Origin of the sequence: Streptomyces sp. NPDC008313, assembly GCF_042956125.1 — a bacterium.
Classification (GTDB): domain Bacteria; phylum Actinomycetota; class Actinomycetes; order Streptomycetales; family Streptomycetaceae; genus Streptomyces.
Genome location: NZ_JBIBFR010000001.1, coordinates 357743 through 369951, shown reverse-complemented (window position 1 = coordinate 369951; position 12209 = coordinate 357743). Strand labels below are relative to the sequence as shown.

The 12209-nt window shown below is 73.2% G+C and carries 11 protein-coding genes; 8 read left to right on the top strand and 3 right to left on the bottom strand.

The features are described from left to right. Positions 1-101 precede the first annotated feature (101 nt). Entirely contained in the window at positions 102-950 is an 849-nt protein-coding gene (locus tag ACFY93_RS01705) for a hypothetical protein (protein WP_391352638.1), read from the bottom strand. Positions 951-1262: 312 nt separating this feature from the next. On the opposite strand from ACFY93_RS01705, the gene purN reads away from it, so the two are divergent. Next, positions 1263-1892, top strand: coding sequence for a phosphoribosylglycinamide formyltransferase (gene purN / locus ACFY93_RS01700; RefSeq protein ID WP_391352636.1), 630 nt, complete (start codon positions 1263-1265; stop codon positions 1890-1892). A 5-nt stretch (positions 1893-1897) separates the two neighbouring features. Then, complete coding sequence (gene purH / locus ACFY93_RS01695) at positions 1898-3460, top strand: bifunctional phosphoribosylaminoimidazolecarboxamide formyltransferase/IMP cyclohydrolase (RefSeq protein ID WP_391352960.1); 1563 nt, start codon at positions 1898-1900, stop codon at positions 3458-3460. Positions 3461-3558: 98 nt separating this feature from the next. On the opposite strand, the gene ACFY93_RS01690 is transcribed toward purH, so the two are convergent. Then, positions 3559-4206, bottom strand: coding sequence for a hypothetical protein (locus tag ACFY93_RS01690; RefSeq protein WP_391352634.1), 648 nt, complete (start codon positions 4204-4206; stop codon positions 3559-3561). Positions 4207-4475: 269 nt separating this feature from the next. Here ACFY93_RS01690 and ACFY93_RS01685 point away from each other — a divergent pair, with 269 nt between their 5' ends. Both ACFY93_RS01685 and ACFY93_RS01680 read left to right on the top strand, forming a co-directional pair. Further along, positions 4476-5330 carry a bifunctional methylenetetrahydrofolate dehydrogenase/methenyltetrahydrofolate cyclohydrolase gene (locus ACFY93_RS01685; RefSeq protein WP_391352632.1) on the top strand — a complete coding sequence of 285 codons (855 nt, stop codon included), beginning with the start codon at positions 4476-4478 and terminating at the stop codon, positions 5328-5330. After that, positions 5320-5976: a DUF3017 domain-containing protein gene (locus ACFY93_RS01680; RefSeq protein WP_391352630.1), complete on the top strand. Its 657-nt coding sequence runs from the start codon at positions 5320-5322 to the stop codon at positions 5974-5976. The genes ACFY93_RS01685 and ACFY93_RS01680 overlap by 11 nt, the downstream gene beginning before the upstream one ends. A gap of 78 nt (positions 5977-6054) precedes the next feature. Here ACFY93_RS01680 and ACFY93_RS01675 read toward each other — a convergent pair whose 3' ends face one another. Beyond that, the gene (locus ACFY93_RS01675) at positions 6055-6579 is read right to left on the bottom strand and encodes a peptidoglycan-binding protein (protein ID WP_391352628.1); all 525 of its coding nucleotides are present in this window, start codon (positions 6577-6579) and stop codon (positions 6055-6057) included. Positions 6580-6826: 247 nt separating this feature from the next. Here ACFY93_RS01675 and ACFY93_RS01670 point away from each other — a divergent pair, with 247 nt between their 5' ends. The 4 genes from ACFY93_RS01670 (at position 6827) to ACFY93_RS01655 (ending at position 11799) form a co-directional block, all read left to right on the top strand. Next, positions 6827-8017: a histidine kinase gene (locus ACFY93_RS01670; RefSeq protein WP_391352626.1), complete on the top strand. Its 1191-nt coding sequence runs from the start codon at positions 6827-6829 to the stop codon at positions 8015-8017. A gap of 91 nt (positions 8018-8108) precedes the next feature. Next, the gene (locus tag ACFY93_RS01665; protein WP_391352624.1) at positions 8109-8777 is read left to right on the top strand and encodes a response regulator; all 669 of its coding nucleotides are present in this window, start codon (positions 8109-8111) and stop codon (positions 8775-8777) included. A gap of 498 nt (positions 8778-9275) precedes the next feature. After that, positions 9276-10415: a DUF2690 domain-containing protein gene (locus tag ACFY93_RS01660; RefSeq protein ID WP_391352622.1), complete on the top strand. Its 1140-nt coding sequence runs from the start codon at positions 9276-9278 to the stop codon at positions 10413-10415. 394 nt (positions 10416-10809) lie between these two features. Next, the gene (locus tag ACFY93_RS01655) at positions 10810-11799 is read left to right on the top strand and encodes a malate dehydrogenase (RefSeq protein WP_391352620.1); all 990 of its coding nucleotides are present in this window, start codon (positions 10810-10812) and stop codon (positions 11797-11799) included. Positions 11800-12209: the final 410 nt, after the last annotated feature.

Here is a 12209-nt window from a genome sequence, read left to right as displayed (position 1 = left end):
AGGACCCGCGTGGTGTGCAGGGTCCCGGCACACCACGGTACGGGGCTGGTGTCGGGCACTGGTCTACTCGCCTTCGAGTTTGGCCAGGCCGGGTGTGGGTCCTAGTTCTGCGTCCCCAGCACGCTGCGCAGCTCCTCGGGCAGCAGGTCGTTGCAGGACATCTCGGCCTTGTGGGTGAGGGCGTCGTCCGCGCAGGTGTAGTAGTCGCTGTAGACGAGGTGGGCCGTGAACGTCGCGGCGACCAGCGCGATGGCCAGGGACGCGGTGACCAGGCCGCTCACCGCGGCGGTCGTCTGCGGCCGGGTCGCCGGATCGGGAGCGGCGGGGGAGTCCGGGTTCGCCGGGCGGGGCTTGGCCCGCAGCGAGGACGCGCCCCAGTACACGGCGAGCGCCCCGAGCAGCAGGGCCACGTACGGCCAGCTGAAGAGGGCGAAGAAGAAGGCCCACATGCCGCACAGCAGTGCGTACCGGGCGCGCCGCTGGGCCGGGTCCGTGGGGTCCCAGCGCATCCCGCCTCCGGACCCGCCGCCGGGCCCGCCGCCCGAACCCTCCGGACCGCCGTCGCCCTGTCCCCGCTGGCCGCCCTGCCCGGGCCGGTCGCCGAAACCGCCGTCCGTGGCGCGCCCCGGCTGCCGGTCGCTCCACTGGCTGCCCCACGGGGACTCGCCGCCCCCGCCGGTGTCCTGGCCGTCCGGCCCGCGCGACCCGTGGTCGCCGCCCGCGGGCCGCCTCGGCCGCCAGGGGCGGTCGGGCGCCCCCTCGGGCGGCGGAGCGAACGGATTGTCGTCGGAGCCGGAGCCGGAGCCGGAGCCGGAGCCGGAGCCGGAGCCGGAAGGGCCGGTGGCGTCGGCGTCCGGGCGCCGCCCGTCGGCCGAGTCGTGTCCTGGCGTCGGGGAAGGGCGCCGCTCGCGCAGCAGCGGCGAAGGGAGTCGGAGACTGCGGTCCGGCATCAGGTGTGCGTCTTCCCCTTGGTAATTCGACCCTTGGTCGTGCTGACTGGTCATTCTGGCTGGTGGACTGGCTCGTCCGGTCAACGTCCCGCACCCGCGGGGCGTTCCCCGCCGCGGCGGCGCCGCACCGGACGGGCTTCCCGGGCGGATGCTCCCCAGACGCTACCTTCCGGCCATGCCCCCGTCCCGTGGGGGCCGCCCGGTGTGCCGGTATCGTTGCCGACGGTCGGCCGCTTCGTAGACTTCCCCGTATCCCGGGGCGCGAAGCATTCGTATGACCGTACAAACGCTTCCCCGAGAAAGGGCCCCGCCGTGGCCAAGGCCAAGCGCCTCGTCGTGCTGGTCTCCGGATCAGGCACGAATCTGCAGGCACTGCTCGACGCCGTCGCGACCCAGGGCAGCGAGGCCTACGGGGCCGAGATCGTGGCCGTGGGCGCCGACCGCGAGGGCGTCGAGGGCCTCGCACGTGCCGAGCGCGCCGGACTGCCCACGTTCGTGTGCCGGGTCAAGGACCACGCCACCCGTGAGGAATGGGACGCGGCGCTGACGGAGGCGACCGCCGCCCACGCGCCGGACCTCGTCGTCTCCGCCGGGTTCATGAAGATCGTGGGGAAGGAATTCCTCGCCCGGTTCGGCGGCCGGTTCGTCAACACGCACCCCGCCCTGCTGCCGAGTTTCCCGGGAGCCCACGGCGTACGCGACGCGCTCGCGTACGGCGCGAAGGTGACCGGATGCACCGTCCACTTCGTCGACGACGGCGTCGACACCGGCCCGATCATCGCCCAGGGCGTGGTCGAGGTCCGGGAGGCGGACTACGAGGACGAAGGTGCCGCTCTCCACGAGCGCATCAAGGAAGTCGAGCGAAGCCTGCTCGTCGATGTCGTGGGACGGCTCGCCCGCCACGGCTATCGCATTGAGGGACGAAAGGTAGTTATCCCGTGACCGCAGTGACCGCCGAGAGCTCGAAGCGGCCCATTCGCCGCGCACTGGTCAGCGTCTACGACAAGACAGGGCTCGAGGAGCTCGCCCGCGGCCTGCACGAGGCGGGCGTCGAACTCGTCTCCACCGGTTCCACCGCCGCGAGGATCGCCGCCGCCGGAGTCCCGGTCACCCGGGTCGAGGAACTCACGGGCTTCCCCGAGTGCCTGGACGGGCGGGTCAAGACCCTGCACCCGAAGGTGCACGCCGGCATCCTCGCCGACCTGCGCCTGGAGGACCACCGGGGCCAGCTCCAGGAGCTGGGCGTCGAGCCGTTCCAGCTGGTCGTCGTCAACCTGTACCCGTTCGAGGAGACCGTCGCCTCCGGTGCCTCGGACGACGAGTGCGTCGAGCAGATCGACATCGGCGGCCCCTCGATGGTCCGCGCCGCAGCCAAGAACCACCCGTCGGTCGCCGTGGTCACCAGCCCCGGGCGGTACGCGGACGTCCTCACGGCCGTGAAGGACGGCGGCTTCGACCTGACCGCCCGCAAGCGGCTCGCCGCCGAGGCCTTCCGGCACACGGCCGCGTACGACGTGGCGGTCGCCTCCTGGTTCGCCGACGGCTACGCCGCCGCGGACGACACCGGCTTCCCGCAGTTCCTCGGCCACACCTACGAGCGCGGCAGCACCCTGCGCTACGGCGAGAACCCGCACCAGGGCGCCGCGCTGTACCTCGACGGCACCGGCGGCCTCGCCGAGGCCGAGCAGCTGCACGGCAAGGAGATGTCGTACAACAACTACACGGACACGGACGCCGCGCGCCGTGCCGCGTACGACCACGACGAGCCCTGCGTCGCGATCATCAAGCACGCCAACCCCTGCGGCATCGCGGTCGGCGCGGACGTCGCCGAGGCGCACCGCAAGGCCCACGCCTGCGACCCGCTCTCCGCGTTCGGCGGGGTCATCGCGGTCAACCGGCCGGTGTCCAAGGAGATGGCGGAGCAGGTCGCGGAGATCTTCACCGAGGTCATCGTCGCGCCCGGGTACGAGGACGGCGCGCTGGAGGCCCTCACCAAGAAGAAGAACATCCGCGTCCTGCGCGCGGACAAGGCGCCTTCCAACCCCGTGGAGGTCAAGCCGATCGACGGCGGCGCCCTCCTCCAGGTCACCGACCGGCTCCAGGCGGACGGCGACGCCCCGGCCAACTGGACCCTGGCGACCGGCGAGGCGCTGAGCGCCGGGGAGCTCGCCGAGCTGGCCTTCGCCTGGAAGGCGTGCCGCGCCGTGAAGTCCAACGCGATCCTGCTCGCCAAGGACGGCGCCTCCGTCGGCGTCGGCATGGGCCAGGTCAACCGCGTCGACTCCGCGAAGCTCGCCGTCGAGCGGGCCGGCGAGGAGCGGGCCCGGGGCTCGTACGCGGCCTCGGACGCGTTCTTCCCGTTCCCCGACGGCCTCGAGATCCTCACCGCGGCCGGTGTGAAGGCCGTGGTCCAGCCCGGCGGTTCGGTCCGTGACGAGCTGGTCGTCGAGGCGGCGAAGAAGGCGGGCGTGACCATGTACTTCACGGGCACGCGCCACTTCTTCCACTGAGCGAAGCACCTGGTGACGCGCCGAGGGCCGTGTCCCCTGAGAAGGGGGGCACGGCCCTCGGCCTGCTGTGCGACGCGACGTGCCGGTCGCCTACCGCCTCAGTACCGCGGACGCGCGAACCAGGCGGTGCCGCTGGGGACGACGGGCGCCAGCGTGATGATGACGCCGAAGGTGACCCACAGCAACGGGAAGATGATGGCCGAGGCCAGACCGGAGTCAAGGCCGGCGAAGAGCATGATGAGCCCGACGATCGTGCCCAGCGCCCCGTAGACGACGGTCGTGATGCGGACGCCCTGAGCGCCCTTGCTGAACTTCACGCCGAGAATGATGGACAGCGCGGCGAGCCCCAGGAGGAGGATCGCGATGAACGCGAGCACGCCGGTTGCCACGTCCGCGCCGTCGCTCAGCGAGCTGAACGGGTCCTCGGACGACGAGCCGAAGTCGTCGGCGGCGTCGGAGACGTCGTTGGCGAGGGCCGCGATGTAGAGCCAGACGAGACCGCCGATGATCTGCGTCGCCGAGATGATGAACAGGAACACGCGGGCCGTCATCAGCAGCCCCGGCATCGACTGCTGGAACTGGTTGCCGCCCGGGTAGCCGGGGTACGCCGGCTGCTGCGGGTAGCCGTAGCCCTGCGGCGGGATCCCGGGGGGTGCCTGGGGATAGCCGTAGACGGGAGCGGCCGGTGGCTGCTGGGGAGGCTGGGGCGGCTGCCCGTAGGGGTTGTTCGGGTCGCCGAAACTCATGGCGGTGGTTCCTCCGATGCCTGATGCGGGGACGACGCGCGGCACGGTGCGGAGGAGATTTCTACAGAGCGGTCCGTCCCCCCGGTACTGCCCGCGGCACTGTGCCGTTCATCGTTCTCAAGGGTGAGCCGCTTTGTCCAGCCGCATTCACTATGTGTTGTGCAAGTGCAACATCGCTGATCATGCGCATATACGGGCGTACGGAGCGCCTCGGGAGCGGCGGCCACCCGGATTGGAACCGGGACGGGGTCATCCGCGAGGATGGGGGCATGACCGCCCAGATTCTCGATGGCAAGGCCACCGCAGCAGCGATCAAGTCCGACCTGACCGCCCGCGTGGCGGCCCTGAAGGAGAAGGGTGTGACGCCCGGCCTCGGTACCGTCCTGGTCGGCGACGACCCCGGCAGCCAGAAGTACGTCGCGGGCAAGCACCGCGACTGCGCCCAGGTGGGCATCGCCTCCATCCAGCGCGAACTGCCCGCCACCGCCACGCAGGAGGACATCGAGGCGGTCGTCCGCGAGCTGAACGAGGACCCGTCCTGCACCGGCTACATCGTCCAGCTGCCGCTGCCCGAGGGCATCGACGAGAACCGCGTCCTGGAGCTGATGGACCCGGAGAAGGACGCGGACGGCCTGCACCCGATGAACCTCGGCCGGCTGGTCCTCAACGAGCCGGCCCCGCTGCCCTGCACCCCGAACGGTGTCCTGACCCTGCTGCGCGCGCACGGGGTCGAGATCAAGGGCGCCGAGGTCGTCGTCGTCGGCCGCGGCGTCACCATCGGCCGCTCGATGCCGCTGCTTCTCACCCGGCGCTCCGAGAACGCCACGGTCACGCAGTGCCACACCGGTACCCGCGACCTGTCGGCGCACCTCAGGAGCGCCGACATCATCGTCGCGGCGGCGGGCTCCGCGCACCTGATCCGCCCCGAGGACGTGAAGCCGGGCGCGGCCGTCCTCGACGTCGGTGTCTCGCGCAACGCCGAGGGCAAGATCGTCGGTGACGTCCACCCGGACGTGGCCGAGGTCGCCGCCTGGATCTCGCCGAACCCCGGCGGCGTCGGCCCGATGACCCGCGCGCAGCTGCTCGTCAACGTGGTCGAGGCGGCGGAGCGCAGTGCCGGCTGAGAAGAGGCCCGAGGGCACGGGAGCGCGGAAGACCGAGGACGCGCGGTCCACGGACACGCCCGCGGCACCGGCCGCCGACGACCGGGAGACCCCGGAAACGACCCCGGCCGCCGACGACCGTGGGACTCCGGAGGCGGCCCCGGCGGCCGACGACCGGGAAGACCCGGAGACGCCGGCGGACCCGGACGGCCGGGAGACCGCCGCCGAACCCACCGTGCGCGACGCCGTCAGCGCCCCCGACGCCGAGGGCAGGCCGCGGCGGGTGACCCGGCGGTTCCCGCTGTTCACCCGGGACACCGCGCGGCCCGAGGGCGGTGGCAGGGCGGCGCCCCGTGACGCCCCGGCGCCCGCGCGGCAGTGGCCGATCCTCGCCGTGCTGTCGGGCGTCGGACTGGGCCTGCTGCTGACCGCACTGGACGTGTTCCGCGTCGGGACGATGCTGGTGGGCGTGGCGCTGCTGGCCGGCGGGGTGCTGCGCTGGGCGGTGCCCGACGTCGGCATGCTCGCGGTCCGTTCCCGCTTCACGGACATCGTCACGTACGGGGTGCTCGGCACCGCCATAGTCCTGCTCGCGGCGATGGCGCAGCCCGAACCTTGGCTGGTCATACCGTTCCTCGACGACACCCTGCACTTCACGGTCAGCTGAGACGCCCGCCCGGCGTCCGCGCGTGACGGTGGCCCGTCCTCTCCCCCGAGGGAGGACGGGCCACCGCGGTATCACGGGTCAGCCGCAGGCCGAGGCGGAGGTGTACGAGGCCGCCTTGTACCCGATCGAGGTGTTCACCCTGATGTAGTGGGCGCCGCCTCCCTCGGTGCGCTCGATCCACAGGTCGTGCGCGGTGCCGTCGTACTTGAAGACGTCCTTGTTGCCCTCGTTGCGCTGGTAGGACAGCTTGGAGTCGTTCTTGCCGAAGGTGTTCTTGCCGACGATGCCGTCGTCGTCCAGGCCGTGGGCGCGCTGCCAGGCCTGCGTGGCCCGCACGGTGTCGCCGCCGAACCAGCAGTCGATGCCGGAGTAGGGCAGCTTGCCGTCGGCCCACAGCACGGCCTGCCACAGGGCGGTGGCGTTGCTGTGCGCGTGGTAGTGGGCGCCGAGCAGGCCCTCGTCGCCCCAGTCGTCGTTGATCGAGCCCTGACCCGAGACGTAGCCGGAGCCGACGCTCGCCGAGGCCGGCGCGGCGGAGACGGCGAGCGCCCCGCCGAGCGCGGCGACGACGGCCAGGGCGGCGGTCTTCGTTCGCAGAGACATGTCAGTCCTCTCCGGGAGCGGGCCAGGTCCCCCCGTCGGGTCCCCCGAACAGCCCGCGATCCCCGCGGCGCCGCCGGTCGGGCGGTGCCGCTGTGCAAGGAACGTACGGGTGCGCCCGCCTCCGCCGCGTCCCGCACAGGGTGGAAGTCCCGTTGCCCCGGGCGCGGTAGCGGGATGGTTCCCGCAACTTCCGCGGTACCGCGAAAGGTTGACGCCGACCGCCGCGTACCGGCGTTACGCTGCGGCGATGCGCTTGAGGACGCCCCGGCCGTACGTCGTCGACTCGCTCATCGCGGTCGCCATGGTGGGCGTGGCCGTGCTGATGGGCGCCGACTCGGCGCGCCAGGGGTGGCCTGAACTCGACGCGGGCGCCTACGTGCTGGTGGTGCTGGCGCACCTGCCGGTCGCCCTGCGCGGCCGCGCCCCCGTCGCCGTGTTCGGCGCGACGCAGCTCGCGAGCGTCGCGTACGTCGCGGGCGGCCACTGGCCGGTGCTGTGCACGTTCGGTCCGATGCTCGCCCTGTACACGGTGGCGTCGGTGCGTCCGGCGCGGATCGCCGTCTGCTGCGCGGCGGCGCTGTCCGGGGTCTGGGTGTACGCGGGTGTGGTGAGCGGGAGCGACGCCATGGCCTCCGTCGTCGGCCAGGCGCTGCTCTACTCGGCCGTGCTGGTCCGGTTCGGCATGGTCGCCCGGAGGTCCGCCGCCCTCGCCCGCCGGCTGCGGGCCGAACAGGAGGAGCGGGCCCGCCGCGAGGTCGCCGAGGAGCGCGGGCGGATCGCGCGCGAACTGCACGACGTGGTCGCCCACCACATGTCGGTGATCTCCGTGCAGTCCGGCCTCGCCCGGTTCGTCTTCGACTCCGACCCGCGCACCGCCCGTACGTCGCTGGACACCATCTCGGACACCAGCGCCGAGGCCCTCGACGAACTGCGCCGGATGCTCCAGGTGCTGCGCGAGGAGGACCTGAGGGACCCGGCGGACCCCGACGGCCTCGGCGGCCCCCCGGCCGCTCCCATGCCGGGCCTCGCCCGCCTCGCCGAGCTGGTCGAGCGGATACGCGCCGGCGGGGTGCGGGTGGAGCTGCGCGTCGAGGGCACCGCGCGGCCCCTCGCCCCCGGCGTCGAACTCTGCGCGTACCGCGTCGCCCAGGAGGCTCTGACCAACATCCTCAAGCACGCCCGCGGCGCCCGGGCGAGCGTCGCACTGACCTACCGCCCCCACCATGTGGACGTCTCCGTCACGGACGACGGGAAGGGGGTGATTCCGGCCAGAGTCCCGGGGGGTGCCGGGCACGGCTTGATTGGCATGCGCGAGCGGGCCAAGCTCTACGGCGGGACGATCAGTATCGGCCCGCGGAGCGACGGAGGGTTCGCCGTGCGGCTGACCCTGCCGACCTCGGCGACGGCCGCACGGCAGAGGGACGACCGTACGGAATGACCGCACGAACCAGGGGGACGGGCCGGCCCGGGCGCACGCGAGCCGTCAGGGGCGTGGCCCCCGGCCGCCCCGGTCCTGCCGGGCGCGCCGGATGACCCGGGTGCTCGTCGTCGACGACCAGTTCCTGATCCGGGCGGGTCTGGTGGGACTGCTGAACGCGGCGCCCGGGGTCGAGGTCGTCGGGGAGGCGGAGGACGGCGAGGAGGCGGTACGGCTCGCCGCCGAGACCCGGCCCGAGGTGATCCTGATGGACATCCGGATGCCCGGTACGAACGGCATCCGGGCCACCGAGCGCATCCTCGCCGAGGCCGCCGACCCGCCTCCGCGCATCCTCGTCCTCACCACCTTCGACCTCGACGAGTACGTCTACGGGGCGTTGCGGGCCGGTGCGTCCGGGTTCCTGCTCAAGGACTCGGGGCCGGAGCGGCTGCTCGCGGCGGTGGCGGCGGTCGGCGGCGGCGACGCGCTCTTCGCGCCGAGCGTCACCCGGAGGCTGATCGAGGCGTTCGCCCGGCAGGCCGCCTCGGGAGCCGGCGGGGAACCGGCGCCGGACCTTGCCGCGCTGACCTCCCGCGAGGTCGAGGTCCTGAAGCTGATCGCCCGCGGCCTGTCCAACCTGGAGATCGCCGACCGCCTCTACATCAGCGAGGCCACCGTCAAGACCCACCTCAACCGCACGATGACCAAGCTCGGCCTGGACAGCAGGGCGCAGGCGGTGGTCGTGGCGTACGAGACGGGGCTGGTCACTCCGGGCGGGTGAACGCCGGAGCGCGGTGAGGGAGTCGGGTGCCGCGGCCCATCCTCTCCCCCGAGTAAGGACGAGCCGCGGCGGGCGGTGTTCCACCCGGGGTCAACACTTGTGCAGGCCGGAGGTCCGGTACAACAGCGGGCCGCCCGCTGTGGCACGGAAGTGACCATTCCGCTACGGTGTCCGCGCCCCGCAACGGGAACCGCGGCCGCGCCGCCCGGCGGCAGGCGCCCGGATCGTCGAAGTCCGGGTCGTGGAGCGGATGTTCGAACGGCCGCACATGAGGGCTCCGCGTCCGGCGCCGGTGGGACACTGGACCGCGAAACGACGGCGTGCGACCGTGCGTGCCCGGCCCCGAGGCACTCCCGCGCGCCCCGGCCGGGGAACTGCGACCACGGCCCGGCGCATCCCTGTGGGTGACCGGGACGGGGATCGGCCGAGGACACCGGGCACGAGGCATGCCACGCACGCCACGCACGTACCGGGGGAAAGCAGTGAGGGGGACAAGCAATGCCTCGTTGGAAGGCCCTGCCGGATGAACTCGACCCGCAGGTCCGGGAGTTCGCGAGTCAGCTGCGCAGGCTCGTCGACCGGAGCGGACTGAGCATCGCCGCGGTCGCCGACCGCACGGGGTACAGCAAGACGTCCTGGGAGCGGTATCTGGGCGGCCGGCTGCTCGCGCCCAAGGGCGCGATCGTCGCCCTCGCCGAGGTGACCGGTACCGACCCGGTCCATCTGACGACGATGTGGGAGCTGGCCGAGCGGGCCTGGAGCCGCTCGGAGATGCGGCGCGACATGACCATGGAGGCGATCCGGATCTCCCAGGCGCGGGCCGCGCTCGGGGACTCCGGCGCACCGCCCGCACCGGACGCCGGCGGCACGGCCTCCCGCGGGGGCGGCGGTGCCACCGGGTGGCCCGGGATCGCCGGGCCCGCGGGCGTGTCGCCGACGGTGCCGCCGCAGGGCGCCGGGCCGGGCGGGGGGTGGCCGCCGTCCGGCGGGGCAGCGCACGGTGGTGACCGGGAAGCGGGGGTCCGCCCGGACACCGCCGGGGTGCGAGGAAGCGCCGGGTCTCCGGGTCCCGCCGGGGCCTTCGGGCCCGCCGGTCCGCCCGAGGACGCCCGGCCGCCGGGCGCCGGTTCGCCCGGCGGGGCGCGCGGCAGGCGATGGCTCACGGCGGTCCTGGCGGGCGTCGGCGCGCTCGTGGTGGTCGCGGCGGCCCTCTACGTCACCCGCGACGGCGGGGAGACGAAGGACGAGACCGCCACGAAGAAGCCGTCGGTCTCCGCGACCACCCGGCCCGGCCTGCCGGCCGGCGTCAAGTGCGCGGGCGAGGACTGCACCGGCGAGGACCCGGAGACCATGGGCTGCGGCGGGGAGTTGGCGGAGACCACCGACACCGCCACCGTCGGCACCGCCGTCGTCGAGGTCCGCTACAGCAGGACGTGCCGGGCGGCGTGGGCCCGCATCACCCAGGCGGCCGGGGGCGACAGGGTCGAGGTCTCCTCGGCCACGGCGAAGAAGCAGACCGGCACCGTCGACGCGGACGCCGACACGGACGCGTACACCCCGATGGTGGCGGTGAAGGACGCGGGCGACGTCAAGGCCTGCGCGGCCCTGGCCTCCGGCACGACGGGGTGCACCGGCTGACGCCCCGGCACCCCCGCCGCCGACTCGTCGCCCGGCGCGGGCATGGCCGGGCCGGGACCGGGCAGACGATGGGTAACCCCCACGGGATTCCGGCGTGACCGGGAGGCCCCGCCCTCCTGGCCGGCACCCGCACGGCGGCCGCCTTCCCTCTCTCCCGGCAGGCGGCCGCTTCCCCGTGCGTCACGGGCGCGTTGCCCCGTGCGGGGGTCTGTGGGGTGGGCCACACGGACCCGGCCGTCCCGTGCGGCGGATGCGCGATAGCCTGACGGGCGGATCTCTCTTGACGCCAAGAGATCGATCATCTGTACCCCTGATCGATCACCGCGGCGGCCGCAGGGGATCCTGCACCCCGGGGCAGGGACGCCCCACCGCCTGCTGTCATACGGAGAACGCCATGACCCGCACTCCCGTGAACGTCACCGTCACCGGCGCGGCCGGCCAGATCGGTTACGCCCTGCTCTTCCGCATCGCCTCCGGCCAGCTGCTCGGCGCGGACGTGCCGGTCAAGCTGCGCCTCCTGGAGATCACCCCGGCGCTCAAGGCCGCCGAGGGCACCGCGATGGAGCTCGACGACTGCGCCTTCCCGCTCCTCAAGGGCATCGACATCACCGACGACCCGAACGTCGCCTTCGACGGCACGAACGTCGGTCTCCTCGTCGGCGCCCGCCCCCGCACCAAGGGCATGGAGCGCGGTGACCTCCTGGAGGCCAACGGCGGCATCTTCAAGCCGCAGGGCAAGGCCATCAACGACCACGCCGCGGACGACGTCAAGATCCTCGTGGTCGGCAACCCGGCGAACACCAACGCGCTCATCGCGCAGGCCGCCGCCCCCGACGTACCGGCCGAGCGCTTCACCGCGATGACCCGCCTCGACCACAACCGCGCGCTGACCCAGCTCGCGAAGAAGACGGGCTCGACGGTCGCCGACATCAAGCGCCTGACCATCTGGGGCAACCACTCCGCCACCCAGTACCCGGACATTTTCCACGCCACGGTCGCCGGCAAGAACGCCGCCGAGACCGTGAACGACGAGAAGTGGCTGGCCGAGGACTTCATCCCGACCGTCGCCAAGCGCGGCGCCGCGATCATCGAGGCCCGTGGCGCCTCCTCCGCGGCCTCCGCCGCCAACGCCGCCATCGACCACGTGTACACGTGGGTCAACGGCACCGCCGAGGGCGACTGGACCTCCATGGGCATCCCGTCGGACGGCTCCTACGGCGTCCCCGAGGGCATCATCTCCTCCTTCCCGGTCACCACGAAGGACGGCGCGTACGAGATCGTCCAGGGCCTGGACATCAACGAGTTCTCGCGCACCCGCATCGACGCGTCCGTCAAGGAGCTCACCGAGGAGCGCGAGGCCGTCCGCTCCCTCGGCCTGATCTGAGCCACCGCGGCACTGCCGCACGCCGCACCGCGGCACACCGCCGAAGCCGTCCCCGCCGTCACCGGGGGCGGCTTCGGCCGTCGCGGAGCCCGCGCCGCGCGAACCGCCGTTCCGCCGCCCGGCCCCGACGCGCCCAGCCGCACGCTGCCTGCCGCCTGCCGCCTGCCGCCTGCCGCCTCCTGGTTCCGCCGTCCGTCGCCGCGCGTCCCCCCGCCGTTCCCCCGAGGGGCCGCCGCCGTTCACCGAGTACGTGCGCGTGTGCGCCTTCGCCCTTTTTTGTCCGTGTTCTGAGTGACGCCGCGCACTTCCGGCCAGATATCGCGCATGCATTCCCGCCCCTGGGGCAGGTGCTCACGGCCCTCGACCGGGCGTCCTTCGTGACGCAGGGGCACGGACAAGGAACGGAAGGC

What these genes read in the sequence shown, in the direction of transcription:
- ACFY93_RS01690 (WP_391352634.1), bottom strand. Translation starts at nt 4,206, where the DNA reads ATGAGTTTCGGCGACCCGAACAACCCCTACGGGCAGCCGCCCCAGCCT.
- ACFY93_RS01675 (WP_391352628.1), bottom strand. Translation starts at nt 6,579, where the DNA reads ATGTCTCTGCGAACGAAGACCGCCGCCCTGGCCGTCGTCGCCGCGCTC.
- ACFY93_RS01705 (WP_391352638.1), bottom strand. Translation starts at nt 950, where the DNA reads ATGCCGGACCGCAGTCTCCGACTCCCTTCGCCGCTGCTGCGCGAGCGG.
- ACFY93_RS01685 (WP_391352632.1), top strand. Translation starts at nt 4,476, where the DNA reads ATGACCGCCCAGATTCTCGATGGCAAGGCCACCGCAGCAGCGATCAAG.
- ACFY93_RS01670 (WP_391352626.1), top strand. Translation starts at nt 6,827, where the DNA reads ATGCGCTTGAGGACGCCCCGGCCGTACGTCGTCGACTCGCTCATCGCG.
- ACFY93_RS01660 (WP_391352622.1), top strand. Translation starts at nt 9,276, where the DNA reads ATGCCTCGTTGGAAGGCCCTGCCGGATGAACTCGACCCGCAGGTCCGG.
- ACFY93_RS01655 (WP_391352620.1), top strand. Translation starts at nt 10,810, where the DNA reads ATGACCCGCACTCCCGTGAACGTCACCGTCACCGGCGCGGCCGGCCAG.
- ACFY93_RS01665 (WP_391352624.1), top strand. Translation starts at nt 8,109, where the DNA reads ATGACCCGGGTGCTCGTCGTCGACGACCAGTTCCTGATCCGGGCGGGT.